This is a genomic window from Variovorax sp. UMC13, from assembly GCF_014170375.1.
Taxonomy (GTDB): Bacteria; Pseudomonadota; Gammaproteobacteria; order Burkholderiales; family Burkholderiaceae_C; genus Variovorax.
Genome location: NZ_LZZW01000031.1, coordinates 51,164 through 75,378, shown reverse-complemented (window position 1 = coordinate 75,378; position 24,215 = coordinate 51,164). Strand labels below are relative to the sequence as shown.

Here is a 24,215-nt window from a genome sequence, read left to right as displayed (position 1 = left end):
CACTCCACTTTAATTCGTCTAATTTCATTTGCGCGGCTAATTAATCAGCCTTTGCCAGAGTGCTGACAGCCAAACCCCCCCAGTCAGCAAAGTGGCTAACAGCACGGCAGCGCTTCCCATGTCCTTTGCACGCTTTGATAGCTCATGCCATTGAGGGCCAATACGATCAATCGCCGATTCCACAGCAGTATTGAGTAGCTCCACAATCATCAAAATAAGGATACTTCCTGAGAGAAGAGCGACTTCGACCCATCCCTGCCCCAACCAGAAGGCCAATGGGACCAACACAAAGGAAAATACTGACTCAAGTCTAAAGGCCGGCTCATTCCATCCAGCGCGCAATCCCTGAATTGAGTAATGGGACGCATGCCAAATTCTCAATATTCCTCGGCGAGATTTTTGTTTATTTTCGAATGCGGACATGGAATCAGCTGCGATTGTGTGTTTTTTATCTTTCATGAGAACAACTCTTATATATTCTTATCATCACAGCCAAAGAAAAAATCGAAATTCCTATCGTACTCACTTGTTTTAACCTGCATTAGCCCCAAGACAGACGAAAACAATGCGTCGTGATTCGCATAAGAGCGGGCTCGCTCACTCAAACAGCCAATATTCAGCCCTCGACTTTGAGTAAACGTTGAAGAGAACCACATAACCAAAGGAACACGAGTCTGCTCTTGTGGAGCAATCGCATAAGGCATGCCGTGCAGAAAAAGTCCCTTCTCGCCCAGGGATTCGCCGTGATCCGAGACGAATATCATAGCTGTGTCGTAGTCGGAAAGGCCCTGCAATTTTTTAATGACTTGGGTTAGGAAATGATCTGTGTAGAGAATAGCGTTGTCGTAGCTATTCACAATCTGTTCGCGGGTGCATTTCCCCATTTCCGGTGTGTCGCATGTTGGGATGAATTTTCGATACGCTGCTGGGTATCGTTGAAAGTAGCTGGGGCCATGATTTCCAAGCTGGTGCAAAAAAATCACACGATCACCGGGATTTTTGCGAGCCTGAGCTGGTAAGTCTTCAAGCAAAATCTCATCGAAACACCGACCATCAACGCATAAAGAGGAACTTTGTGCATTCCCTAGGCTTTGATATTCGAGACCATCGCACACCCCTTTGCAACCTGACTGGTTATCTCTCCATAAGGTGGTAATACCGGCGCGCTCCAGAACATGCAGTAAGGATTGGTGTGAGCGAATCTTGTCTTCATCGTAGTTTCGGCGACCAAAGGACGAGAACATGCAAGGCACAGAAACCTCGGTATTAGTTCCACAGGAGTGCATGTCGGAGAAATTGATCACACCCATCTGAGTCAATTGAGGCGTTGTTTCGCGTGCATAGCCGTTCAATCCCCAGTTTTGGGCGCGAGCCGTCTCGCCTACGACAAAGACTAATAAACGTGGCCGACTGCCTTCGGGCCTGACTGTTGCAACGGCATCAGCTCCAATGGGTATTTTTTCGGCGGACTGCGTGATAGAGGAACCTGTCAGTGCCTTCGGCAAACCCACCAGATAGTTTCCCGGTGTAATCAAGTATCGCACTTCGCGATGATTTCTCATCAGTGCGGACATGTCCTGAAATGACAGCATGACACCGCCCGAAATCATCAGTGTCGAAAACAGCATCAATCCCATACGCCACACGGTTGCTTTCAGCCAAGTACGCCCGAGCAATCGGATTCGCCAAAGAAAAATAATCGGAACTACTGCCAGTAGGCTTAGTGGAGCAATCAATGCAGGCGTCAGTAGCTCGCGACTTTCCTTGAAGTCTGTGGCTAGAACATTGCGCAACATGCTCGAATCGAGGTAGATATGAAAGCTGCGCATGTAATGTGTTGCGAGGGCAGAGGCAACAAAAAGCACCGCAAGTAAAACCTTGGCATTCCAGCGCCACACAACCAAACTCAACAGCAGACTGTGAATTCCCACCAGAAACAGCAGTACGGATGTACCCATGCGTAAGCTGGACTGGACGCCTAAGGCGCTACTCCAAAATAGACCATTGCAGGCTAGTGCAAAGAAAATACTGGTCATCAAGATCAGCCACTCGACGCTGCATTGTGGTCGCCAATGGCTTAGGTCCTTGAGGTTTGCAGTTCTGAATCGCGGCATCAGACCGAGAGCCTGTTTGAAAGTTCTCATGCTTGGAACCCCGATGAATAGACATCGCCTGAGCCATCAACAAACCAGCGTTGCCAGACCATGAAAAGACCCAAGGCAACGACCCAACAAATCAGGAGCGTCCACAAGTCATGGGAAAGGAAGTGGGCTCCGCGCACCTGCTGGGTCCATCCAAAGATGGCACCTATCATCAAACTTGCAGCCAAGGCCATCCAACGCCAGGCAGGACGAACCATCAAGGTAAAGAAATATAGGCTGACCCATGCATATCCGGCACTTGCATGCCCTGCGGGAAAGCACACACCGCGCGGCATACCGGGCGGGCGTGTTTCAAACAGGCCCACAAACACTCGCGCTCCGCCATAGCGCACCAAGTTCCAGGGGCAATCCATGTTAGTGAACGATTTCAGCGCCGAAACCGTCAGTGCCCCGATCAAGTACGCACAAAAAAGATACAGTAGCGGCCAGCGTAGGTATGCCGAGCATTTGTTGCTACGTTTTTTTCTCCAAGCCCAGATGCACGTTGCTGCAACCGCAATTGCCAGGAAGGTGGAAAGATTCTTCCCACCACGATGCAGCAGGTTGCTGGTTAGCCAGGCATCCCGCAAAGCCCATCGGCTGCCCTGCAAGCGATAGAGATGATCGGCGACCCAGAAGTCCCCACCGCCATCCATCAATAGACTGCTGATGATCAGCGCCGCACCCGCTGGTAGCGCTAAATGAGTGATTAAGAATCGAGGTGCGAATGGTGCGTTGGATAGTGGGGCGTTGCCCAGTAGTCGGGATTCATTGAGGGGCATCGGCATGTGCCCCCTTCGAATGCCACAGCGCATGCGCATCGATACGCACCAGTGCTGACGCTTGCAGCGCATCGATGCGAGCCTGTGCCTCACCGAGGCGTGTCTGGCGCAGGTTTCGCAACGTCAAGAGGTATTCGGCCAAGGGGGCCTCTCCCAGTTCCCAAGCTCGCCGCGTGCGGTTGCTGGCCGTGGTCTGCGCGGCCAGCGCCTGCGCGAATGACTGCCACTGCGTGCGCTTACTTTCAGCTGCCTGCGCGGCTACCCACGCACTTTGCTCCACCGCGCGCCGCACGCCGAGCGCCTCTGCCTCTGCGGCAGCTGCGTTGGCGCTTTCCGTGGCAGCCATTGCACTGCGATAGTCAGTGCCAAATGGCACCGTCAGGACAACGCCAATGACACGTTCCGTCCCACCGCGTTCAGACATCATCCGTACCCCGACTGTGGGGTCGGGCGTGCGGTTGGCGCGAGCTCGCTCGGCCACCTTGGCAAGGCGCGCTGCCTCTCCATCGGCAATGCCGATTTCGACGCTTTGTCGCACAATTCGCGCCAGCCACTCCTGTACCCCGCCCGGCAAAGGATCGGGATCTGGCAGCGTGGATGGCCGCGCGGGAGTCTCAATGCCCGGGAACTCGATCACCATCGTTTGTCGTGCTGCCCGTTCTGCGTCGCGCGCAGCGCTAACCTGGGCTGCAAGCATCGCGCGTTCGGCTTGCAGAACGTCGCTGTCCCGCTGCGCTGCATCGCCCAGGGCCACGCGGCGGGCCATTGCTTCCTGCTCACGTCTAAGCAACTTTTCCTGAGCTTGCATCTCGTCGGCTACGACGAAACTGCGCAGCCATCCGGCCCAGACTTCCAACAGTCGCCTTGCCATTTGGTGCTCGGCATCTTCAAGGCGCATATCGGCCACCCTACGGGTGCGGCTGCCGATGTCCCGATCTATACGCGCCTTGTTTGGCAAGCGAACAGCACGGCTGAGCTGGATTTCCCATTCGTTGTAGCGACGCGCTTCGTTGGTCACGTTGCGACGTTGTAGGCCACTACTGAGTTCAAATTCGTGGCTACCGGCTTCAAGGGCGCTTTGCGTGGCGGCCGCCGCGTCCAAGCGAGCGGCTGCGGCATTCACGACCGGCTGGATTTTTATCGCCGCTTCGACTTGCGCCTGCGCAGGCAGCCACGAAAGATCATCGGCGCGCGCTTGCGCGGGATGAAATGTCAAAGCCGCGATAGCCACCATGACGGCACCAGTCGGTAGTACCAGGCTGCATCCTTTGTTTTTACTCGTCATACCAGTCTTCCACTTGCCAACACCGACTCCACCCACCAGCGGACATCGCTAGACGCGATGCGCTGGCGCAGATGCGCCAGGACCTGTTCCAGTTGTTCATATTCGATCAACACCCAAATGACGCGCCGATCCACACGGCCGCGAACCTTCTCGCGAATGGACGCGCGCGCGAAGTCGCCGGTATGCCCTTCGGCGTGCAACAGGGTGAACCCTGGCAGCACCGGGTCGGCCATCAGGGCATCGGTGACGGCGTCTTCGAGCGTGGGTGGAAACACCAGATTCAGGCGCACCAGTTGCGCTTCTTTCAATCCGTTCATGCGTGGACTCCTTGTTGTGAGGAGATGGCCTGGCCGAATCGCCGGTACAGCACCGGCAGCAGGACCAGGGTCAGCGCAGTGGAACTGACCAGTCCGCCAATCACCACGATGGCGAGTGGGCGCTGGATCTCAGAGCCAGGGCCACTGGCCAGCAGCAGGGGCACTAGGCCAAAGGCGGTGATGGAAGCCGTCATCAGCACGGGGCGCAACCGTCGCAGCGAACCTTCGCGCACCACCTGTTCCATGGGCAGGCCTAGCGCGTGCAGGTGGTTGAAGTGCGTCATCAGCACCAATCCGTTGAGCACGGCGATGCCCAGCAGCGCGATGAAGCCGACCGAAGCAGGCACCGACAGGTACTGCCCCGACAGCCACAGCGCCGCCACGCCGCCGACCATGGCAAACGGCACGTTGCCGAGGATGAGCGCGGCCTGCCGCACCGAGCCGAAGGTCATGAACAGCACGAAGAAAATCAGCCCCAGGGCCACCGGCACCACCATGCCAAGGCGGGCCGCTGCGCGTTGCTGGTTCTCGAACTGCCCGCCCCATTCGACGCGGTAGCCGGGCGGCAGCGGCACGTCGCGCGCTACGGCGGCGCGCGCTTCATCCACGAAGCCGACAAGATCGCGCCCGCTCACGCTGGACTGGATCAGCGCGAAGCGCGAGCCGTTCTCGCGCCGCACCAGCACGGGGCCATCAGTGGTGGCGATGCGCGCCAGCGAGGTCAAGGGGATTTCGCCCTGATCGCCGCGGGCGAGCTGCAAGTCCTTGAAGCGCTCGGCCGAGCCGCGCAGGCGGGCGTCGCCGCGCACCACGATCGGCGTGCGCCTGTCCGGCTCAATCACCAGCCCGGCCGGAACGCCTTCGAGTTGCGCGCGCAACTCGTCCTGAACCTGTGTCACGGCCAGCCCGGCGCGCCCCGCCGCCTGCGCATCCACCTTCACCTGCAGGTATTCCACGCTGTCGCTGGCCTGGGTGAGCACGTCGCGCGCACCGGGCACTTTCTCGATGCGAGCGGCCATGCGCTGCGCCAGATCGCCCAGTGTTTGCAGGTCAGGGCCGAACAGCTTGACGGCCACGTCGCCCCGGCTGCCGGTGAGCATTTCCGAGATGCGCATCTCGATGGGCTGGGTAAAGCCGAATTCCAGGCCGGGGAAGGCATCCATCACCTTGCGTATCTCGGCACTCAACGCGTCCTTGTCGGCTGCATGCCAATCCTTGCGCGGTGCGAGCTGCATGAACAGGTCGGTTTCGTTCAGGCCCATCGGGTCGAGCCCCAGCTCGTCGGAGCCCACCCGCCCGATGCTGTGCCGCACCTCGGGCACCGCCGCACCGATGGCCTTCTGCACCGCCAGGTCAATCTCCAGCGAGCGCTGCAACCCAATGGACGGGGGTTTTTGCAGTTGCAGCAGGATATCGCCCTCGTCCATCGTCGGCATGAACGCCTTGCCCGTGCCAAGGTAGGCCACCACACCCAATGCCAGGGCCGCGATGGCGACCGCCGATGCGCGTAGCGGGTGGTGAAGCGCAGCCTCCAGCAGCGGTTGGTACAGGCGCGTGGCCCAGCGCATCACCCACGGCTCGGTGTGAGCATGTTCCTTGAGCAGCAGCGAGGCCAGCACCGGCACCAGCGTGAGCGACAGCAGCAGCGAGACGCCCAGGGCGAATACGATGGTCAGCGCCACCGGCACAAACAGTTTGCCTTCCAACCCTTGCAGTGTGAGCAGGGGCATGAAGGTCAGACAGATGATGAGGATGCCCGAGGCCACAGGCATGGCGACCTCGCGCGCCGCGGCGAATATGCGGTGCAGGCGCGGCTGGTGCGCACTGGGCGCGTGCGGGTCGAGCCGACTGACGGCGTTTTCCACCACCACTACGGCAGCGTCCACCAGCATGCCGATGGCGATCGCGAGGCCCCCCAAGCTCATCAGGTTGGCGCTCATGCCGACCAGACGCATCAGCAAGAAGGTGCCCAGTGCCGCCAAAGGCACCATCACCGCCACAACCAGCGCGGCGCGAAGCTCGCCGAGGAACAGAAGCAGCAGGATAACGACCAGTACCGTCGCTTCCAGCAAGGCGCTTTCCACCGTGCCCACGGCGCGCTCGATCAGCGTGCTGCGGTCATAGAACGGCACCACCTTGACGCCGGGCGGCAGGCTGGGAGTCACCTCGTCCAGCCGGGCTCGAATGGCTTTGACCAGCGCCGAGGCATCGGCCCCGCGCAGCGCCACCACGATGCCTTCCACCGCTTCGCCCGCGCCGTCCCGGGTGACGGCGCCATATCGCGTCACGCCTTCGATGCGCACCTGGGCCACGTCGCCCAGGCGAACTGGGGCCGTACCATTGGCCCCCGCGCGCAGGATCAGACGGGATAAATCGTCCAAAGTGTGGATCGCGCCTTCGGCGCGCACGATCAGCGTGTCTTCGCCTGCATCCAGGCGGCCCGCACCGTCATTGCGGTTGTTGCGGCCGATCGCCGTGATGACATCAGAGAAGCTGAGGCTCGCAGCGGAAAGCCGTGCGCGATCCGGCACCACAGCAAAGCTCTTGGCTTCTCCACCCAGCACGTTGACATCAGCAACACCGGGCAGCGTGCGCAGGGCCGGGCGCAGCGTCCAGTCCAGCAGGGCGCGGCGCTCGCTCAACGTGAGGCCACCGCCTTCGATGGTGAACATGAACACGTCCGACAGCGGTGTCGAAATCGGCGCCAGCCCGCCGCTGACGCCTTCGGGCAGGCTGCCCGAAACGCCGGCATAGCGTTCAGCCACCTGCTGACGCGCCCAGTAGATGTCGCTGCCTTCGGCAAAGTCCACCGTGATGTCGGCGATGGCGTACTTGGCCGTGGAGCGCAACATCACGCCCCGGGGCACGCCGAGCAACTCCATCTCCAGCGGCGTGATCACGCGCGACTCCACCTCCTCAGGCGTCATGCCAGGAGCCTTGATAATCAGCTTGACCTGCGTGGGGGAAATATCCGGATAGGCGTCGATCGGCAGTTGCAGGAAGGCCGCTAGGCCCGCACCCGCCAAAGCCAGCACGCCAAGCAGTACCAGCGCACGTTGGCGCAGGGAAAATTCAATCAGACGGGACAACATGCGTGGTCGCCCCTCATTGCAATGGAATCATGGATTTGAGCAGTGCCGTACCGCGCACGACGACCTGCATGCCTGCCGCAAGCGGCGCAGTGTCTGGCGAGACTGCACGCACGGCGCTTGACGCCTCTGATTCGTCTTGCCCCAGCAGTTGCACCGGAACAGCGCGGACGCGTAGGTCGCCTTGCTTGTCTTGCGATGACGGCTCAGCAACGTAGACCACGTGGGCGCTGCCCGCTGGCAGCAGTGCGGCCGATGGCACGCTCAAGGTGCCCTGCGGTGCTGGCAGCAACAGCGCGACACTGATCTGCTGCCCGGCCGCATAGCGGTCTGCCCCTGCCTGATCTGCATCGACGCGGGCACGTACCCGCAGGCTCTGACTACTGAGGTCAGTGTCGCCACCAACAGCCGTCACGCGAGCGATCGTGCCATCGGGAAGACGCACTTCCAAGCCTGGGTGGAGATCTGAGCGCCAGCGCAGCGGAACCGCGACGCTGACATCCAGCGGGCCAGGCTGAGCCACTATAAAGGCGATGTCGAGCGGCGCGACCGCCTGCCCGAGGCTCAGGTGACGACGCATCACCCGCCCGGACAAAGGCGCCAGCAATTCATACTCGCCGGCCTGCCCGCCGCTAACGGGTCGAAGCCGTGCGAGGGCGCCATTGGCCTCTTGCAACGTACTTTGCGCAGCCGCTGCGCGCGCCTGAGTTTGCTCGTTGCGCGCGGCGGGGATGATGCCCTCGGCGAGCAGGGCAGCATCGCGCCTGGCCTGCGTGGCGGCTGCGGTCGCGTCCGTGCGGGCACGCGCCAGATCGGCTTGCGCCGCCAGAACATCCTTGCTCTGGATGCGCGCCAAAGCCTGTCCTTGGCGCACTGCGGCACCTTCATCGACCAGAACGCGCGTCACCACACCGCCATAGGGTGCCACAACCTGCGCGCTGGCCGAGAGCGGTGCCACGGTCTGCGCGGGCAAGCCATCCAGCGGTATTGCTGCGGCGTCCTTGACGATGGCGGTTTCCACGCCCTGCGCGCGGAGTTGAGCGGCGTTGAGCTGAACGCTGCCAGCACTCGGCTGGGCGACGGCTTCGTTCGCGTCTTTATCGGCTACGGTTGTCTGCTGCGTTGCCCAAGCCCACCAGCCGTACCCTACGGCAGCCAGAACTGCCACACCGACGGCGGACAGGGCCAAGGTCTTGGTTCGGCTGGAGGTGCCCGCCGCTTTCAAGGTCGGGAAGCTCATGCTTGTGCCGCCCCAAATGACGTAGAGCAGAGTAGAGAGCACACAGCGCGAATTGAAAATTCGTCGCATATGAAGCGGTGCGCGAGGTTAATGAGGCGAAACATGCGGTCGATCTCTTGTAAAGATCAGCTCATGTTCTTCGGTGAAGCTTTGAGAAAGCTTTGGAGAAAGCGAAATTTTCTCTGTACGATCTATTCAGAAAAAAACCGCTTGTCTTGAGCCACAAGCTGCCGGCAAGTTGACTTCTCAGTCACTTGATCCGATAGCCAGGATAGCCAGCGGTTCGCTTTTTTGCCATCTCAAACATCGGGGCCATGCGCCATGGACATCAAGAATTCCGAATACCGTTTCAGTCCCTTGGTCATAGGCTTGCACTGGCTGACCGTGATTCTCATCATTGCGGTCTATGCGAGCATGGAATTGCGCGGACTGGCACCCAAGGGAGCCTTGAGAGACGCCATGAAGTCCTTGCACTACCTGCTGGGCCTCAGCGTTCTGGTGATCGTCGTGATCCGTATCGGGGTGCGCATCCAGGCGGGCGTGAAGCCCGCGATCCAACCACCCATGCCACGCTGGCAGGCCACGCTCGCCGATGGCATGCACTATGCGCTCTACAGCTTCATGCTCGCCATGCCGCTGCTCGGATGGCTCACCTTGAGTGCGGCGGGCAAGCCGATTGTTCTGTTTGGCTTGCCCGTTCCCTCTCTGATCGGCACCGACGTTGCTTTGTCGCGCCAACTCAAGGATGTCCATGAGGCGCTGGCGACATTGGGCTATGTCTTGATCGGATTGCATGCGATGGCGGCGCTGTTGCACCACTACGTCATGCGTGACAACACACTGGTTCGCATGCTTCCCGGTCATCGCACCTGAACTGCTGGCCTTGGGCTGCTTCACATGGATTTGATTTTTCAATGACAAAATTTCATCATCGCGCTCACCCTGAAAGTCATCGCACTGAACATATCGGATGGCTACGCGCAGCTGTTCTGGGTGCCAATGACGGCATCATTTCCACGGCCAGCCTAGTTGCAGGCGTGGCTGCGGCCCATGCAAGCCATGCCAGCATCATGACCACGGCCATCGCGGGGTTGGTAGCCGGTGCCATGTCCATGGCTGCAGGCGAATTCGTATCGGTCTATTCACAAGCTGATACGGAGAAGGCGGATCTGGCGCGGGAACGTGATGAACTGAAGAACAGTCCGGAAGCCGAACATCGCGAACTCACGGCCATCTATGTTCGGCGTGGCCTGGATCATCGACTCGCGGATCAGGTCGCCACGCAATTGATGGCGCATGATGCGTTGGGCGCGCACGCGCGCGATGAATTGGGCATTTCTGAAACCTTGAGCGCTCGCCCGCTGCAAGCCGCCATGGCGTCCGCTGGAAGCTTCGCCGTGGGTGCGGCCATGCCGCTGGCCGTGGTTCTGTTGGCGCCGGAGCAGAGCCTGCTCTATTGGATCGTCGCGACGGCGATTGTCTTCCTGGCCCTGCTCGGCGCTGCGGCTGCTGCCGTGGGTGGTACGCCGCTGTTCAAAAGTGCACTGCGCGTCGCGTTCTGGGGCACATTTGCCATGGCGGTGACAGCGGGCGTGGGAGCCATGTTCGGCACCGCGGTGTAAATCTGCGTCAATCTCAGAGCAGCGCTGGCCAAGGGCCAAGCCGCGCGGACAGCCGACCGTTGTCCAGTGAGAACGCCAGCGGCAGGTCTATGGCATGCGCGAGCGCCAGGGCCAGTGCAAGTCCCAACCCGGCGTGGTGCGCCGTGCCACCTTCGGAATCCTTGCGCCAGAAGCGAAGGCCGAATTGATCCAGATCGGATGCCAGCAAATTGGGAGCTGTGTTGACGATGGTCAACATCCAGCCGGAAGCTTCGCGCTCCAGCCCGCATTGAATGTCGTCGCCTTCGGGCGCGTATTCAATGGCATTGCGCAAGAGGTTGGAGACGATGCGTTCGATCACGCCCTGATCACTTTGCACCCATGCCGATTCAGGCAAAGTCACGCGGATGGGTGACTTGGGTGCCATTTGCTGGACGTTAAGTCCCGCCAGCAACTCTCGCAGCAAAGCAGTTAGATCCAGAGGATCCAGCGCCATTGTGTGTTGGCCGGACTCAAGTCGCGCCAACAACAGCAGAGTGTCCACACTGCGCTGCATGCGTGAACTGGCCTGGATCATTGCATTCAGGGCGCGCTGGATTCGGGCCGGGTCGGCATCGATCAAAGCGCTTTCTGCGCTGATGCGGATTTCCGCCAGGGGCGTGCGCAACTCGTGGGCCACATCGCGGGAGAAGCGGCGCTCGCGGACAATGGCCACATACAGGTGATGCAAGCCCTGATTGAAGGCTTCGGCAAATGGACGCAGTTCACGGGGAAAGTCCGCTCCGATCCGCGCAATCGGCCGATCCGAACGCAGATCGGCCAGTTGCTCGCCGACCCGCTCCAGCATGACCACGATATGCCGAACCATGAGCAGCGCCAGGCCCGTCGCTAGCAGCGTTGCCAGCACAATACCGCCCAAGAGCGCAAAGTGGATGCGCCGCTCGGTTTGATCCCAATCCCGGCGTTCTGTTGCGACGACTAATAGCTGAGACCTCTCTCCAGTTACCGACACGCGCGTCGCCAGCGCGCGGCCCGCGTGGCCATCCGGAAGTGTCACGTCGTAATAGCGCGGGGTGCCTTGCTCCACCGGGCCAAGCGATAGCTCGGCGCCTGCACTGCTGGGAGAGCGTAGCAAGGCCCGGTGGGTCTGCGAATCGAAGACCGTGAAGAACTCGGTATGCCCGCCAGGCTCATATTCCGGCATGAGGCTTTCGAGCTTTCTCGCATCCAACTCCTGCAGCACGCGCCCCACCGCCGCTGATCGTTGCATCAGGGTGGTATCCATCCGTCGATAGATTTCGTGGTCAATCCAGTAGTCGAGGACGGGAAACAGGATCGCGAAGGTTCCTCCAATGCAGATCACCAAGCTGGCAGCCAGCCGCCGCTGCAAGGACCAGGATCCGCCTTGACTCGCATCAGAAAGGGCTTCGGAATCGGGACGTACCATCGTTCAGGGCAGGATGTAGCCGAAGCCACGGCGTGTCACGATCAGTTCATCCAGGCCGCACAGGGCAAGCTTGGTTCGCAAGGTGCTGACGATCACCTCTACCACTTTGTCCGATGCATCGCTGCGGCTGTCGTACAAATGTTCAAAAATCTGCGAGCGCGACAGCGTGGCGCCGCGCCGACGCAGCAGCAAGTCGAGCAGTCCATACTCCTTCGGCGTGAGCCCAAGATCAATGCACTTGAACCTCGCGATGCGCGAGCGCGGATCGACCTCCAGATCGCCGTGGCGCAGAACTGGAACGTCCCGTTGCGGCGGACGCCGTACTAGCGCCCGCAGGCGAGCCAGCAGTTCGGCTAGCTCGAAGGGTTTTGTCAGGTAGTCATCGGCACCCGCATCCAAGGCCCGCACCCGGTCGTCGAGCAGTTCGCGCGCGGAGAGCACCAACACCGGTGCGGCATGGGCCTCCCGGCCCAATGCGCGCAACACGCCAAAGCCGTCCAGCCGGGGCAGCATCAAGTCCAGAATGATGGCGTCGTACCGGTAGCTGGCAAGAAACTTCAGCGCGGACACGCCATCGGCTGCTGTATCGCAGGCATAGCCTTCCGACTGAAGGCTCTGGCTCAGGGCTTCGGCCAGCGTTTGCGAGTCTTCCACGATCAATACGCGCATGTGCTTTCTTCCATTCAGCGCATCTCGAAAAGCTCCTGGTGGAACGCCTCCGGCTCCAGCCCCTGGGCCAGCAGGTCGGCGCGCAACGCGCGGCCGAAGGCCGTGGGGCCGCAGAACCAGACGCTGGCGTCTTTCCAACCCGGCACCATGGCACGCAGGCGTTCACCCGTCAGGCGACCGTTCTGCTTGTCGATGAGCAAGTGCAGCACAACGCCGGCCGCCTGGCTGTCGGCGCGCAGTTTCTCGATGGCCTGCGGATCAACGTCGCTCGTAGGATGAAACAAATCGACCGGGCGTGCGTCTTGGCCTTTATGCTGCGCCAAATACTTCATGCGCGCAATGAATGGCGTGATACCGATGCCGGCGCCGATCCAGATCTGGCGGGCCTTCTCGTCGTCGAAAGTGAAGCAGCCGTAAGGCCCCTCGACCGTTACCTGGTCGCCTACCCGTAGGCGCTCAGGCAGCCGGCGGGTGTGGTCGCCCAGCGCCTTGGTGATGAAGGTAATGCGCCGGTCTTCCGGCACCCAGGCTGAGGCTAGCGTGTAGGGGTGCGGGCCTTCTTTCGGGTTGGACATGGCGAAGGCAAACTGTCCGGGCCGGTGGCCGGGCCAGCCCGGGTCCATCCGCAGGGTGGTTTCCAGCACGTTCAGCGCAGGGTAGGTCTGCAGCGATTCGATGACACCGTGCGCGGTGCGCTGCGCACCGACTCGGCCCAGCAGCACCCACACCGCCGATACCGTGCCGCTCGCCAGCAGCATAGCCAAAGCCCAGCCCACGGGCTGGGCCCAGTAGGAGAACTGCACCAACACCAAGGTGTGGAAGGCCAGCACCAAGTAGATCGCTGCCATCCAGTGGTGCGTCTTGGCGAACAGCCGGTAGGGAAAGCGCTTAACCAAAGCCAGCACCAGTAGCACGGCGACGGCGTAGAAGGCCCATTCGCCCAAGTCCTCGGCCAGTCCACGCCAGCCACGCAGCGCCGATTCAATGGAGCCCATTGAATCAGCCGTTGCGCGGGGCTTGCGCGCGGGGCGCGTCAGCCAGCCCCAGCCTACGGCCCATTTAGTACCCTGCGCCCACAGCCAGTGTACTGTTGCAGCGGCCAGAGCAGCGATGCCGAGCCACTTGTGCAGGCGGTATATCTTGTCCAGTCCGTTCAAGCTGGGCTCCAGCCACGCCGGGCGCGTGGCCAACATCATCGCCACGGACATCGCGCCGATGGCCAGTACGCCGCTGTATTGAATCCATACCGTTCGCAGGGCGAAGTAGTTGGACTGTGCAGGCCAGAGCGTATCGGTAAAAAGCCATAAAGCGCTCAATGCCAGCGCAAAAAACCAGAACGTCCAAATTATTCTCTTCATCGTGGATTTGCCCCAAATTCTGCGGAAGGCGCATGCGGCACTGGTCGGAAACCATCAATCCATATACGCGATAGCGTGCCTTTGAATGTGGCCGTGTATCCGAAATTACAGATAATTCTAATTTTGACATCCCAACCTTTGGTAACGCTTTGGATTGATCACCCATCTATGGATAAAATCTAATTTTGCCCACCGGCTTGTGGCTTTACCTTGACTCAAGAAATGGTTGGCCCCCGATGCCGCCCAATCTCCCAGGACGCCCCGCCGCCGCGAACCGTCGCGGAAAGCTGCTGCCCCAATCGCTGTTCGATCACCGGCTTCCACGGCACCAGCGAGAAGCCCATGCCGTCATCAAGCATCGCGTAGCGCCCGCTGGCGAGCATGACGCTGCGCCGGTAGATGCCGGCCACGCGCTGCCCGTCGGCCACGGGCCGATGCTCCAGGCCCGTTTCGCCTGCAATGTCCTTCGCGGCCTGCGCCAGCTCCCGGTTGCGCAGCGTGCCCAGCAGGTTGCGCGCCAGGATCACGCGCTGCCCGCGCCGCTCGGCCAACCCCTGTTCGGCCAGGAAGTCGGTGCGCTGCTGCATGGCCTGTTTGGCCTCGCCGCCAAAGCCCAGGTCGCCCAGGCCCGAGCCGCCGCCGATCAGTTGCTGGTCGAGCCAGGTGGCCCCGATCACGCGGGCCTGCCGCTCGATGGGCAGGTGCGATTTCAGTTCCACGGCCACGCTTCCCAGGCGCTGCGCGTCGTACTGACGGCCACGCTCGGGCAGATCGTCCGGCACCTTCCATAGACCTTCGGCCACACGCTCCACGATGCCGGCGCGGCGCAAGGCTTCCAGTCGGCGGACATGGGCCGCGACGACTTCCTGCGGATCGCGGCCGGGCACGGCCTGCCCCTGGGCGATGGCGAGGTGATGGTCGGTACGGTACAAGCCATCGCTCGCCAGCGCGGCGATGTTCTTGTCCGCCGCGCGCACGTCGGCCGATCCTTTCACCTCCACCACGGCGCCGCTGGGATAGTTCGCCAGCTCGTCGCGGGCATTGAGCGCGACGTAGTGGGCCTTGCCGTCCACGCCGTCGATGACCAGATAGCCCCGGTCGCGCAGTTCGTCGGCCAGCCCCTTCGCGGCTACGCGGCCGAGAATAGTTCGGCCATCGTCGCCCGGCTCGAACACCGCCAGCTCGCGCGGCTGGCCGCTCATGGCCCGCTGGATGGTGCGGATGATGTCTCCACGCTCGCCCAGGGCGCGCAAGGTCTTCTCGGCATCGGCATGGACGGCCCAACTGCCGGGCTGCGTCTCGTCGACCAGGCCCAGGTGCTGCAAGCGTTGCAGGCGGCTGATCAGCAGCAGGCGCTGGCGTTGCAACGTCGGTTCGTTGAAGCGTTCGATCTGTACCCGGCCATCCTCGCCGGCCTCGCGTTTCAACGTGCGATCCAGGCTAGTCCACCGCTCTTGCTCCACCTCGCGCTGCAAGGTCTGCTGGATCTCCAGCTCGGTGCGTGGCCCCAGCCATTCGGTCGCCAGCTCGGCGGCGCGATGACGAAAACCATCAGTGATGTAGTCGCCCGCGATGATGAGGTCTTTGCCGGTGTCGTCGCGCCCGCGCACGATCAGGTGGGTGTGCGGGTTGTCGGTATTCCAGTGATCGACCGCCACCCATTCCAGCCGCGTGCCCAGGTCGGCCTCCATGCGTCCCATCAGGTGCCGCGTGTAGGTGCGCAGGTCTTCCAGCTCGGCCCCTTCCTCGGGCGAAACGATGAAGCGAAAGTGGTGCCGATCATCGGCGCAGCGCTCCTTGAATGCGTTCAGATCAGCTTCGTCGGTCTGCGGCCCATAGGCCCGACCCGGTTCGCCGTCGCGGCCCACGCCGTCGCGCTCGATGTAGCGCAGGTGCTTGGCGAGCGACTGCGGACTGGCCCGCTGCTGGTTGACCAGTAGTGTCTTGATGGTCACGCGCCGCGACATAGGCGTGAGCTTCGCCCCTGCGAAGCGCGCCGCCGTGTGGCCGCGTCCCAGGCGCGATCCGGGCCGCTGGCCGGTGCCCTTGCCACTGCCGCCAGGACGGCGCACCGTGGACTTGCCGCCGCTGGCCTTGCCTGCCTGCTGGAGCACCTTGGATACGAAGCCCTGGCCCCGGTTCTTCGGTGCGCTGGGGCGGATGCGGAAATCATCGTCGCGGCGGTTGGTCATGCCTGCGCTCCCTGCAAACTCTGGCGTGTCCGGGCGTGCGAAGCACGCGGACATGCCTGTATCGGTGCGTGCCTCACGCCCCAAGCGGCACGGCGGCAAAGCCGCTGCGTGCCTCGCCCCCCCACGTGCAGACTGGCTTTGCGGGCCGACAGGTGCCGCCCCCTTTTGTCTTGCCTTCCGCCTTTGCCCCTCGCTGGCGCTCCGGGCAGCGGCGGCCCGGCGGCGCTGCTGCGCGAGCAGCCAGCGCGCCGGCGAACGCGGACACGGCCGCAGGCCGGGCGCGTTCGAGGCAAGACGCCTGCACGTTGGATGGCTGCGCCGAAGGCAACGCGAAGTGCGGCGCGAATGCGCTCGCACTGCACGCGCGACGACACGGCGACGAACGGCAGAACGACACGCCCGATGGCACGATGAGATGCACGGCGACGTGCAGCGAGTCGGCGGCCATCATGGGCGGGACTCCAGCCAGACCGGATGCGCGACGCCGATCACGGCGGATGCGCTGACCGGCCCGAAATACCGGCTGTCGAACGATGCAGGGTTGGTCACACTGAGCAAGAACAGTTCGCCGGGTTCAAGGCGGCGGCATTGCTGCCAGGATGGCAGAGGCCGGCCCCAGCGGTCGGCAGGCAGCACGGCGGCCGAAGGCACGCCGTCGATGCGGACAATGTCGCCAGCGATGCACACTTCCTGCGGCGCGACGGCGCCCACGCGCTTGAGCAGCGGCAGGCGCGCCGGCAGGTAGCCGCGCTGCGCGGCCAGCGCGGCGGCATCTGGCGGCAGCGTGGTCAGGACGATGCTGCCCACGGACAAAGGACGTGGCAGCGAGTCGGTGCCGTGGCCCTGCGGATCGACGCGATACCAGCCGACCGCCACGCTGTCGGACGGGTTGTAGATCAGGCGCGGCAGCGGATGCACGAAGGACGCCCAGGCCAGCGCAGCGAGGCCGCAGGCGGACAGGCCCGCCAGCACGATGCGAGCGCGCAGGCGCGAGTGAGGACGCGGCGGAATGCCCGCTGCACCGGCAACGGCGGATGGAAGCGTCATGGCAGGGCCCTCCCGGTCAGCCAGGCGGCGTGCCGCTCGGCGGTGTATTCGGGCAGCGGCAGGCGCGCAGCGAGCCGGTTGGCGAGCGTGCGCCAGTACGCGGGCGAGGCACCGACAGGTGCGATGCCCAGCGCCTCGATGGCGTCGATGCGCTCCAGCACGGCGCGCACCTGATTCTCGCCCTCGGCGTGCAGCAGCAGGCGTGCGCCCGGCTGCACGCCGGGAATGCGCTGCGCCGCATCGAGCGGCGTGCAAGCCTGCATCACCATGAGCTGCCAGCGGATCGTGCCGTAGTCGTTGGCCTGCCAGCGGATGCGGCACAACATCGCGCCCGGCAGGAACACGGCGCAGCGCCGCCAGCGGTCGAGCTGGTGCGTGCGCGCAGGTTCGCCGAAGCGCAGGTAGAGCTTGAAGCGCGGTTCGATGTAGGCCAGTGCCACGCGCGTCAGCGGCGCCCTGGCAGGATGGCCGGAAGGAGCTGCGAGCGCAGCCGTAGCCGCGCCAGCGGCAGGCGAAGCGGATGCGGTCATGGGGTGTTCTCCCTGCGATGCTCGGGAAACTCCCGCTCCAGCAGGCCCCGCAGCAGATCGGCCACGGTCACGCCTTGCGTGAAGGCCGACACCTTGATGCGCGCGCGCAGCGCGGGCGTGATGTCGAGGGTCAGGCGGGCGGTGTAGAGGTCGCCCTTGTTGAGCGCATCGGCGTCGCCTTGGCGAATCCACGCCTCGGCGTGCGGATTCGCGGGCGGACGCGCGCCGATGCCGACGCGCTTTGCCGTGCGTCTGCTGTTCGGTGGCGGCTTCTCGGTCATGTCGGCCACCGCAGCAGTTCGTCCACCAGCGCGGTGATTTCACGCGCGGCGGCGCTGTCCGGCGCCGTCTCGCGTGCGAGCCGACCGGCGGCCACGCTGTCGGCGAAGACGATGCGCTGGCGAACCTCGGCGCGCAGCGCCGGCAGCGGTTGGTCGGCCAGCGACTGCCGCGCCTCGCGCCCGATGATCGTGGTGCTGACGCGCCGGTTGATGACGAAGGCCGCGCGCAGCGCAGGCCGGAACACCTGGGCCTCGCGGATCAGCGCCACCATCTCGGCGCTGGCCCACAGGTCGTAGGGGCTGGGTTGCACGGGGATCAGCACGCGCTCGGCCGCCAGCAGCGCGGAGCGCGCCAGTGCCGCGATGCGTGGCGGGCCGTCGATGACGACGTGATCGGCCCGCCTGGCGAGTTCTGGTGCTTCCTGATGCAGCGTTTCGCGTGCCAGGCCCACGGCGCTGAACAACCTTGGCAAACCCTGCTGGCTTCTGCGCTGTGTCCAGTCCAGCGATGAACCCTGCGGGTCGGCGTCCAGCAGGACGACGTGCTGGCCGCGCATCGCCAGCTCGCCGGCGATGTGTGTGGCGAGCGTGGTCTTGCCCACGCCGCCTTTCTGGTTGAGCAGAGCGACGATCATGGCGCGGCCCTCCATGCTGGAAAGCCTTGCATTGATCGGCCTGCAAAACCTGTCGGCTGGTGGCTGGTTTTGCCTGCCGTTTGTGGCCGCGTGGTGGTTGTCCACCGCAGCGGCGTTTCCCTACTAAAAGTTAGAGAAATTAAGTTAGGGAAGTTAGAGGACGCGCAATCCCAATGCTGGCGCGGGTTTGCGGCCGATTTTGTTGCCTGATAGCACGAGGATTCGTTGCCTGATAGCACGATACCTTTGTTGCCTGATAGCACGAGCCCATCCACAGGCTTTGCCGTAGTTATCCCCGTGCCGTTTGCGGCACGGGCCGGAACGTCAGCAGCGGCGAGGAAATCCCGGATACGTACTCGATTCCCAACTGGTAGCCGGGCAAGGTTTGCCGCGCCACCAGCGCCCGCAGGTCGGCGGCGAAGTCGTAGTACCGCGCCACGCTGCCCGATTTGCGATACAGGTGCTGGAAATCGAACTGCCAGCCGCCCGGCTGCCGTCCACCATGCTTGCGCACCAGGCGGTACAGCCATCGCTCGATGCCACCCGTCAGCCGGAAGTACGCCGGGTCGATGGTCAGCACCAGTGCCGCATCCAGCACGCCCCCATAGAACCAGTCCGGCAGGATCAGTTCGATGCCCAGCGGCGTACCGCTGGCATCGGCCAGCTCCTTCCACTCGTTGATCCACGAGAAGCGGTGCAGGCGCCGCCCGGTCGTCTCGCGAATGGACGTGGCCACCGTGGTCGATTGCAGGCGGTCCAAGGCCGCTTTGAGGCGCTGGTAGTCGCGCAGCGACGTACCGCGCCCGATGAAGCGCAGGATCTCGTAGGGCGTTGCCTGCATGAGTCGTGACGCGCGCAGCCCCGCGTCGCGGGCTTCCACGATCTGCGAGGCCGCCCAGATCAGCACGTCCGCGTCCCAGATCGTGGCGATGCCGTGTTCCTGCGTGCCCTCCACGCGGATCGTGATGCCGCTGGCGCGGAAGTCGATCAGCGCCGTGCGCCGCGACTTCGCCAGCGAGAAGAACGGAAAGGCCATCAAATCCTGGCTGTCGCGCGGCGCCATGTCGCCCGGCAGGGCGCGGAACAGATCGAGCTGTTCGCGTTCCTGCGAGGGTTTGGACATGGCGAAGCCCACCCGCGCACCGCCGATCAGCGCGCACGGCTGTCCGCCGCATGGTGCTCGGCGTACTCGGGATCGGAAGTGGTCTCGAAGCTGCGGTCGGCCGCCCAGGCATCGAGGTCGGCCACGGCGTACATGACGCGCCGGCCGAACTTGCGAAAGCGCGGGCCGCCGCCGATCACGCGCTGCTTCTCCAGCGTGCGCGGCGACAGCCGCAGGTACTCGGCGGCTTCGTCGTTGGTGAGATAACGCTGCGGCTGCGCGGCAGCGGTCGAGACAGTGGCGGCAGGCCGCAAGGGAGCGGGACGCATGGTGTGAACCTCCATCGGTTTTGAAGCTCCGGCCACACAGCGCAACCGGATGGAGGCAGTCTCAGAAAACGAAGCTCTCCTGCTCAGGGACGTTTTGCGTCCCCTTCAAAACGTCCCTTCTCAAACGGCGGAAGCTGTGCTAGTCGGCGGTAGCCGCCGCGCATCAACGCATCGCCGCGCCGTGCCAGACGCCGCACGCGGGCGCGCAGGTCGCCATCGGCGTGCCAGTCAGCGGCCACGGTATCTGCACCGAACAGTCCTTCGGCCACCTCGCGCAAGGACGCGCCCGCCAGGGTCGCGTCAAGCGCCTGTAGGGTGTGCAACTCCAGCAGCGCGGCAGGCGTTGGCCTGGGCTTGGTATCGGCCAGGGCTGCGCCAGGCACATGACCGCGCGCAGGTGCGGTAGCGCCGCCGCGATGGGCATAGGCCACGGCCATGCCGTCTTCCAGGCCATGCGCCAGCACGAAGCGCAGGCACTGGCCGGGGCGGAGCGCGATCAGCGCCAGCCCTTTGCCGTCATGCAGCAGCTGCTTGTGGCCGGGGATACGCCAGAACGCGAAGGTCACAGCGTCGGACGGCGGATCGGCATCGGGATAGAGCTGCACCACGCCGGCATGGCCGGGCAGCCAAGCCGGATGCGCGTCGCGCGCATCCAAGGCCGGGTCTTCCAACAGGCGCAAGCCCCAGCGATGCGCCGCCTGCTGTGCGGCTTGTGGCCGGCGATGCTGGCGCAGCCAGTCGAGCCGGTAATCGGGATGACGGCGCAGGTACTCCCAGGCCAGCGCGAGCGCATCCAGCCACAAGACGTAGAGGTAGGCGGCGGTGGGATACCAGTGCGCAAGATGGTGAGGATCGACCATGACGAAAGCTCCTGTCGAATTCAGGAACGCCGCCACGGCGAGAAACGCGGAGCTATCGCATCAAGGTCAAAACATCATCAGAATCGGGGCAGGCTGTAACCATTGGTAGTCAAGACCGATGGGCTCCGGTGCATTGCGAAATCCGTCCGAATGCGACGGCCGCATGAGCCAAAAAATGTCACGGCGGCACAAAACACCATGCCGCAAGCCGCGTGAAAGATCGTGACTTTTTCAAGCAGAAGCGCAGGGCTTGGATGCATGAGTGCCAATTGAGACTTGGCGAGTCTGGAATAAGACTGAAATAGTCTCAATACGCCCGGTTTCGCCGGTGCGTGGGCGGTTCAATCGACGATGGAACCGTTCTCTTGCGCCAGCCGCAGATATTCCGACAGCGGGCGCACCGCCTGGAAATACCGATCCCGCATCACGGGCAACTTGTTCGGCCCGACGATGGACGCGAGGTCGGACAGCTTCACGCGGCCCAGCTCGGGCATGCTGATTCCCAGGTCGATCAGGCCGTAGGCCGTATCGCCGTCAGTGGGATCGAGCGCGGTGAGCAGCCAGGTGGCGTGCGCGTCGGGCGTGAACAGCCGCACGACCGGCAACGGGTCGTTCGGTTCGCCAGTGGCAGCAAGCCACCCGTTCACCAGCAGCGCGGCGCGCTGTTCATCGGTGACAAGGGGAGCGTTCATCACGGTATTCCTGCTTCAACATGGGAGTGCCCAGCCGGTTTTGCGTTTCCACGTCGAAGCGCGGAGGCGTATTCCACCCAAGCCGTGGAAGTACGGAAGCGCAAAAGCGGAATTGTAGAAATCTGGAAAGACACGATGGCGGTTCTCCGGTTTTGGCGGAATCCGCAAAAGCGGATTTCCGTAAAAGCACGAATACGGCCAATGGCATGAAAGAGTTAAAGATAACGTGGTTTTAATTGTGCTGCGACTTGACGCTTCTGTCCATGCAGAAGCGATCCGTTCAGCGCGGCCGACCGGCCGGCTCCACCACCCATGACGCCGAGTTGGCTCACGCCTTCGGCGCGGCGGTGCGTGCGCTGCGGATGGAGCGCGGCATCGCGCAGGAATCACTGGCGCACCTGGCTGGCGTCGAGCGTTCCCACATGGGCAAGGTCGAGCGCGGCGAGCACATGCCCACGCTGGCCATCATCTTCAAGATCGCCAGCGCGCTTGAATGCAGCACGGCGGTGCTGATGACCGCGACGGAAGGCCAGCTCACAGCGGCGCAGCCGTAGGCGCTGGCCGGGCCGATCCGGCGCACGCCGGTTCGGCGGCATCGAGGGGCGCCAAGCCCTGCGCGGCGGGGATAGCCCGCAGGGCTTTCCCCCGGAGGCAAGCGGAGCGCGCAGCGCCGCAGGCGCGAAGGCGTGAGGGATTGGAGCCGAATGGCCGTGACGGCGAAGTCGGCACGGGGCGCAGCCCGAAAAGCCCGGCGGTGCAAGGCACCGACACGCCCGGCCATTCCTGCAGCCTCAGACTCACCACATCCAGACAGAAGCAGCCCAACAGTGAGAGCACGCTCCCGCAATGATTGGGCTTCCATGCAGCGCTGCGAAAGCAGCACAGCGCCCCGCCGCAGTGGGCGGGGCGTTGCGGCCGTCAGGCCGCCTGGGGCTTGCTGCGCGACCAGATCAGCGTGTGCGTGCCGTCCTCTTCCTCGATCAGCCGGGCATAGACCGTTGCCGGGAACGAAGGATCGTCGAGGGTCACGGACACGTAGGGCCGCTCGGCCTTGCTGACTTTCTTCCACGCCGCGCCGATGTCGAAGCCCGCCGCCTGCACGCGGTAATCGGGGGCGTGTTCGTTGTCCCCCTTGTCATTGGGAACCAGCTTGGCCTTGACGTTGAGGGTCAGGGTGCGCAGCGCGCCGGTGAAGCCGTCTTTGTCCGCGGTGAAGGTGCCGATGGTTGCCATGATGAATCTCCTTACGGTTGAACAAGGTTCGCGCCCATCGCGTCGTTGTTGTGATCCGGACGGCGGGGGACGGGCTGGCTGCACCGCTTGCGGCCGCAACGCAGTGGAGGGCCGGGAGGCGACAACAATTTGTCCCGCGAGGAATGCGCCGAACGCAGTGACAAAGCAGGGGAAACTGTTTTCGCCGGACGGTTGCAGCCATGAAGCCCGAGGCGCAGCCGCGCCACCGCCAGGATTCACAACAACACAAGGACGCCTTGGGCCGCCCCCTCCCAATCCGAAAGGAGACATGGCCGACTCGGCATCCCTGCGCAAAGGTTTCACCGGCACGCCCCCTGACATGAAGCCAAGGCCCATCCCCAACGACAGGAGGAATGCGCCCCTGCACCTTGCGGCGGCCCTGCTGCAAGCGCGGTGCGGAAGCTCCCCACAAGGCCGGGCGGCGTGTCCGTGAACCATCCTTCGTGACACACGCAGACAACGAACTGCCAGCGTCGGGGACGGCACGCTTTCGTACAACCTGCCGCAGCAAGCCCAAGCGCATCAGCCACGCCATGTCCGCTGCGACGGGGCGCTGGCCGGGCCGATCCGGCGCAGCCGGTTCGGCGGCATCGAGGGGCGCCAAGCATCGCGCGGCGGGGATAGCCCGCAGGGCTTTCCCCTGGAGGCAAGCGCAGTGCGCAGCGCCGCAGGCGCGAAGGCGTGAGGGATTGAAGCCGAATGGCCGTGACGGCAAAGACGGCACGGGGCGCAGCCCGAAAGCCCGGCGGCGCATTGCGCCGACACGCTCTACCATGATGGGCATGAACAGCGATGGCCCAAAACCAGGGAGCACCGATGGAAGAAAAGTTCATCCATGAGTTCTTCAAGCGATACCAGGACTTCTTCCGCCAAGGCCTGAAAAACGAAGCGGACATGGAGCAAGTCGCCTCGTCCTATGCCACAGCTTTCATCGCTGCCTCGCCGGCCGGTGTCATGGCCGGCCAGAACGACAAGCAACTGAAACAGGTCATGAGCCAAGGATTCGAGCGTTACCGCCAGCTCGGCAAAAAGGATATGGTTCTGCGCGGTGTTCGCATCGACCCCATCGACGAACACCATTGCCTTGCACACGTCGCCTGGACGGCGACCTATGACCGGGGCGCAACCTCGGACGTGTCCATCGACTTCGACGTTCACTACCTCGTGCAGCAGCTTGACGGCGAACCCAAGATATTCGGCTGGGTATCAGGCGATGAACAGGCGCTGTTGAGGCAGCACGGCATCGTCTGACGCCGCCGCGAAGGCGGCGGCGCTCTGAACCGGCTGTTGGCCTTCAACACCGGGCGCGGCCACTGCCGCGCCCGGATTTTTGAATCCACCGGCCCCAGCGCGAAACGCTGGGG

At 63.3% G+C, this 24,215-nt stretch carries 25 protein-coding genes; 4 read left to right on the top strand and 21 right to left on the bottom strand.

The window, feature by feature from the left end:
* Positions 1-36: 36 nt before the first annotated feature.
* From A9977_RS25335 to A9977_RS25305, 7 genes are read right to left on the bottom strand one after another with little or no spacing between them, the layout of a single operon-like run.
* Positions 37-459: a diacylglycerol kinase gene (locus tag A9977_RS25335; protein ID WP_012204569.1), complete on the bottom strand. Its 423-nt coding sequence runs from the start codon at positions 457-459 to the stop codon at positions 37-39.
* A gap of 11 nt (positions 460-470) precedes the next feature.
* Entirely contained in the window at positions 471-2,114 is a 1,644-nt protein-coding gene (locus A9977_RS25330; protein ID WP_046984619.1) for a phosphoethanolamine transferase, read from the bottom strand.
* A gap of 26 nt (positions 2,115-2,140) precedes the next feature.
* Positions 2,141-2,929 carry a phosphatase PAP2 family protein gene (locus tag A9977_RS25325; protein WP_227472611.1) on the bottom strand — a complete coding sequence of 263 codons (789 nt, stop codon included), beginning with the start codon at positions 2,927-2,929 and terminating at the stop codon, positions 2,141-2,143.
* Entirely contained in the window at positions 2,910-4,208 is a 1,299-nt protein-coding gene (locus A9977_RS25320) for a TolC family protein (protein ID WP_230391045.1), read from the bottom strand. Before A9977_RS25320 ends, A9977_RS25325 begins: the two co-directional genes overlap by 20 nt.
* Complete coding sequence (locus A9977_RS25315) at positions 4,205-4,525, bottom strand: DUF3240 family protein (protein ID WP_003056157.1); 321 nt, start codon at positions 4,523-4,525, stop codon at positions 4,205-4,207. Before A9977_RS25315 ends, A9977_RS25320 begins: the two co-directional genes overlap by 4 nt.
* Positions 4,522-7,617 carry an efflux RND transporter permease subunit gene (locus A9977_RS25310; protein ID WP_043371994.1) on the bottom strand — a complete coding sequence of 1,032 codons (3,096 nt, stop codon included), beginning with the start codon at positions 7,615-7,617 and terminating at the stop codon, positions 4,522-4,524. Before A9977_RS25310 ends, A9977_RS25315 begins: the two co-directional genes overlap by 4 nt.
* Before the next feature lie 13 nt (positions 7,618-7,630).
* Positions 7,631-8,854: an efflux RND transporter periplasmic adaptor subunit gene (locus A9977_RS25305; RefSeq protein WP_043376323.1), complete on the bottom strand. Its 1,224-nt coding sequence runs from the start codon at positions 8,852-8,854 to the stop codon at positions 7,631-7,633.
* Positions 8,855-9,175: 321 nt separating this feature from the next.
* Between A9977_RS25305 and A9977_RS25300 the strand changes: the two genes are divergently transcribed.
* Both A9977_RS25300 and A9977_RS25295 read left to right on the top strand, forming a co-directional pair.
* Entirely contained in the window at positions 9,176-9,727 is a 552-nt protein-coding gene (locus A9977_RS25300) for a cytochrome b (RefSeq protein ID WP_033460303.1), read from the top strand.
* Between the two features lie 41 nt (positions 9,728-9,768).
* Complete coding sequence (locus A9977_RS25295) at positions 9,769-10,476, top strand: VIT family protein (RefSeq protein ID WP_021028154.1); 708 nt, start codon at positions 9,769-9,771, stop codon at positions 10,474-10,476.
* A 13-nt stretch (positions 10,477-10,489) separates the two neighbouring features.
* Here the strand turns inward: A9977_RS25295 and A9977_RS25290 are convergent, their stop codons facing one another.
* The 13 genes from A9977_RS25290 to A9977_RS25230 all read right to left on the bottom strand — a co-directional run bounded on the left by A9977_RS25290 (position 10,490) and on the right by A9977_RS25230 (position 21,597).
* Positions 10,490-11,902: a HAMP domain-containing sensor histidine kinase gene (locus A9977_RS25290; protein WP_003056166.1), complete on the bottom strand. Its 1,413-nt coding sequence runs from the start codon at positions 11,900-11,902 to the stop codon at positions 10,490-10,492.
* 3 nt (positions 11,903-11,905) lie between these two features.
* The gene (locus A9977_RS25285; RefSeq protein ID WP_003056167.1) at positions 11,906-12,571 is read right to left on the bottom strand and encodes a response regulator transcription factor; all 666 of its coding nucleotides are present in this window, start codon (positions 12,569-12,571) and stop codon (positions 11,906-11,908) included.
* A 14-nt stretch (positions 12,572-12,585) separates the two neighbouring features.
* Entirely contained in the window at positions 12,586-13,929 is a 1,344-nt protein-coding gene (locus A9977_RS25280) for a ferric reductase-like transmembrane domain-containing protein (RefSeq protein WP_003056168.1), read from the bottom strand.
* A gap of 215 nt (positions 13,930-14,144) precedes the next feature.
* On the bottom strand, positions 14,145-16,121 hold the full coding sequence (locus A9977_RS25275; protein WP_011517536.1) for a relaxase/mobilization nuclease and DUF3363 domain-containing protein: 1,977 nt from the start codon (positions 16,119-16,121) through the stop codon (positions 14,145-14,147).
* Positions 16,122-16,194: 73 nt separating this feature from the next.
* Positions 16,195-16,572, bottom strand: a complete 378-nt coding sequence (locus tag A9977_RS25270; protein WP_259652141.1) for a hypothetical protein — start codon at positions 16,570-16,572, stop codon at positions 16,195-16,197.
* Positions 16,569-17,168 (bottom strand): S26 family signal peptidase, encoded by a 600-nt coding sequence (locus A9977_RS25265; protein ID WP_043371988.1) that lies wholly within the window; start codon positions 17,166-17,168, stop codon positions 16,569-16,571. The genes A9977_RS25270 and A9977_RS25265 overlap by 4 nt, the downstream gene beginning before the upstream one ends.
* A complete protein-coding gene (locus A9977_RS25260; RefSeq protein ID WP_043371986.1) occupies positions 17,165-17,698 on the bottom strand; it encodes a DUF2840 domain-containing protein in 534 nt (177 codons plus the stop codon). The genes A9977_RS25265 and A9977_RS25260 overlap by 4 nt, the downstream gene beginning before the upstream one ends.
* The gene (locus A9977_RS25255) at positions 17,695-17,979 is read right to left on the bottom strand and encodes a hypothetical protein (protein WP_043376321.1); all 285 of its coding nucleotides are present in this window, start codon (positions 17,977-17,979) and stop codon (positions 17,695-17,697) included. The genes A9977_RS25260 and A9977_RS25255 overlap by 4 nt, the downstream gene beginning before the upstream one ends.
* Positions 17,976-18,614 (bottom strand): ParA family partition ATPase, encoded by a 639-nt coding sequence (gene parA, locus A9977_RS25250; RefSeq protein WP_043376318.1) that lies wholly within the window; start codon positions 18,612-18,614, stop codon positions 17,976-17,978. Before parA ends, A9977_RS25255 begins: the two co-directional genes overlap by 4 nt.
* A gap of 289 nt (positions 18,615-18,903) precedes the next feature.
* Positions 18,904-19,737 (bottom strand): replication initiator protein A, encoded by an 834-nt coding sequence (locus A9977_RS25245; protein WP_043376315.1) that lies wholly within the window; start codon positions 19,735-19,737, stop codon positions 18,904-18,906.
* 26 nt (positions 19,738-19,763) lie between these two features.
* Positions 19,764-20,045, bottom strand: a complete 282-nt coding sequence (locus A9977_RS25240; protein ID WP_043376313.1) for an AlpA family transcriptional regulator — start codon at positions 20,043-20,045, stop codon at positions 19,764-19,766.
* A gap of 83 nt (positions 20,046-20,128) precedes the next feature.
* The gene (locus A9977_RS25235; protein WP_043371984.1) at positions 20,129-20,905 is read right to left on the bottom strand and encodes a DUF2285 domain-containing protein; all 777 of its coding nucleotides are present in this window, start codon (positions 20,903-20,905) and stop codon (positions 20,129-20,131) included.
* Between the two features lie 341 nt (positions 20,906-21,246).
* Positions 21,247-21,597 (bottom strand): DUF2958 domain-containing protein, encoded by a 351-nt coding sequence (locus tag A9977_RS25230; RefSeq protein WP_043371981.1) that lies wholly within the window; start codon positions 21,595-21,597, stop codon positions 21,247-21,249.
* 263 nt (positions 21,598-21,860) lie between these two features.
* On the opposite strand from A9977_RS25230, the gene A9977_RS25225 reads away from it, so the two are divergent.
* The gene (locus tag A9977_RS25225; protein ID WP_043376311.1) at positions 21,861-22,151 is read left to right on the top strand and encodes a helix-turn-helix domain-containing protein; all 291 of its coding nucleotides are present in this window, start codon (positions 21,861-21,863) and stop codon (positions 22,149-22,151) included.
* 364 nt (positions 22,152-22,515) lie between these two features.
* On the opposite strand, the gene A9977_RS25220 is transcribed toward A9977_RS25225, so the two are convergent.
* Entirely contained in the window at positions 22,516-22,830 is a 315-nt protein-coding gene (locus tag A9977_RS25220) for a DUF736 domain-containing protein (protein ID WP_183027586.1), read from the bottom strand.
* Between the two features lie 837 nt (positions 22,831-23,667).
* Here A9977_RS25220 and A9977_RS25215 point away from each other — a divergent pair.
* Positions 23,668-24,102, top strand: a complete 435-nt coding sequence (locus A9977_RS25215) for a hypothetical protein (RefSeq protein WP_043376309.1) — start codon at positions 23,668-23,670, stop codon at positions 24,100-24,102.
* Positions 24,103-24,215 lie beyond the last annotated feature (113 nt).

What these genes read in the sequence shown, in the direction of transcription:
- parA (WP_043376318.1), bottom strand. Translation starts at nt 18,614, where the DNA reads ATGATCGTCGCTCTGCTCAACCAGAAAGGCGGCGTGGGCAAGACCACG.
- A9977_RS25295 (WP_021028154.1), top strand. Translation starts at nt 9,769, where the DNA reads ATGACAAAATTTCATCATCGCGCTCACCCTGAAAGTCATCGCACTGAA.
- A9977_RS25330 (WP_046984619.1), bottom strand. Translation starts at nt 2,114, where the DNA reads ATGCCGCGATTCAGAACTGCAAACCTCAAGGACCTAAGCCATTGGCGA.
- A9977_RS25245 (WP_043376315.1), bottom strand. Translation starts at nt 19,737, where the DNA reads ATGTCCAAACCCTCGCAGGAACGCGAACAGCTCGATCTGTTCCGCGCC.
- A9977_RS25270 (WP_259652141.1), bottom strand. Translation starts at nt 16,572, where the DNA reads ATGATGGCCGCCGACTCGCTGCACGTCGCCGTGCATCTCATCGTGCCA.
- A9977_RS25235 (WP_043371984.1), bottom strand. Translation starts at nt 20,905, where the DNA reads ATGGTCGATCCTCACCATCTTGCGCACTGGTATCCCACCGCCGCCTAC.
- A9977_RS25225 (WP_043376311.1), top strand. Translation starts at nt 21,861, where the DNA reads ATGCAGAAGCGATCCGTTCAGCGCGGCCGACCGGCCGGCTCCACCACC.
- A9977_RS25240 (WP_043376313.1), bottom strand. Translation starts at nt 20,045, where the DNA reads ATGCGTCCCGCTCCCTTGCGGCCTGCCGCCACTGTCTCGACCGCTGCC.
- A9977_RS25310 (WP_043371994.1), bottom strand. Translation starts at nt 7,617, where the DNA reads ATGTTGTCCCGTCTGATTGAATTTTCCCTGCGCCAACGTGCGCTGGTA.
- A9977_RS25285 (WP_003056167.1), bottom strand. Translation starts at nt 12,571, where the DNA reads ATGCGCGTATTGATCGTGGAAGACTCGCAAACGCTGGCCGAAGCCCTG.
- A9977_RS25315 (WP_003056157.1), bottom strand. Translation starts at nt 4,525, where the DNA reads ATGAACGGATTGAAAGAAGCGCAACTGGTGCGCCTGAATCTGGTGTTT.
- A9977_RS25280 (WP_003056168.1), bottom strand. Translation starts at nt 13,929, where the DNA reads ATGAAGAGAATAATTTGGACGTTCTGGTTTTTTGCGCTGGCATTGAGC.
- A9977_RS25260 (WP_043371986.1), bottom strand. Translation starts at nt 17,698, where the DNA reads ATGACCGCATCCGCTTCGCCTGCCGCTGGCGCGGCTACGGCTGCGCTC.
- A9977_RS25305 (WP_043376323.1), bottom strand. Translation starts at nt 8,854, where the DNA reads ATGAGCTTCCCGACCTTGAAAGCGGCGGGCACCTCCAGCCGAACCAAG.
- A9977_RS25265 (WP_043371988.1), bottom strand. Translation starts at nt 17,168, where the DNA reads ATGACGCTTCCATCCGCCGTTGCCGGTGCAGCGGGCATTCCGCCGCGT.
- A9977_RS25255 (WP_043376321.1), bottom strand. Translation starts at nt 17,979, where the DNA reads ATGACCGAGAAGCCGCCACCGAACAGCAGACGCACGGCAAAGCGCGTC.
- A9977_RS25230 (WP_043371981.1), bottom strand. Translation starts at nt 21,597, where the DNA reads ATGAACGCTCCCCTTGTCACCGATGAACAGCGCGCCGCGCTGCTGGTG.
- A9977_RS25220 (WP_183027586.1), bottom strand. Translation starts at nt 22,830, where the DNA reads ATGGCAACCATCGGCACCTTCACCGCGGACAAAGACGGCTTCACCGGC.
- A9977_RS25320 (WP_230391045.1), bottom strand. Translation starts at nt 4,208, where the DNA reads ATGACGAGTAAAAACAAAGGATGCAGCCTGGTACTACCGACTGGTGCC.
- A9977_RS25325 (WP_227472611.1), bottom strand. Translation starts at nt 2,929, where the DNA reads ATGCCGATGCCCCTCAATGAATCCCGACTACTGGGCAACGCCCCACTA.
- A9977_RS25335 (WP_012204569.1), bottom strand. Translation starts at nt 459, where the DNA reads ATGAAAGATAAAAAACACACAATCGCAGCTGATTCCATGTCCGCATTC.
- A9977_RS25290 (WP_003056166.1), bottom strand. Translation starts at nt 11,902, where the DNA reads ATGGTACGTCCCGATTCCGAAGCCCTTTCTGATGCGAGTCAAGGCGGA.
- A9977_RS25300 (WP_033460303.1), top strand. Translation starts at nt 9,176, where the DNA reads ATGGACATCAAGAATTCCGAATACCGTTTCAGTCCCTTGGTCATAGGC.
- A9977_RS25275 (WP_011517536.1), bottom strand. Translation starts at nt 16,121, where the DNA reads ATGACCAACCGCCGCGACGATGATTTCCGCATCCGCCCCAGCGCACCG.
- A9977_RS25215 (WP_043376309.1), top strand. Translation starts at nt 23,668, where the DNA reads ATGGAAGAAAAGTTCATCCATGAGTTCTTCAAGCGATACCAGGACTTC.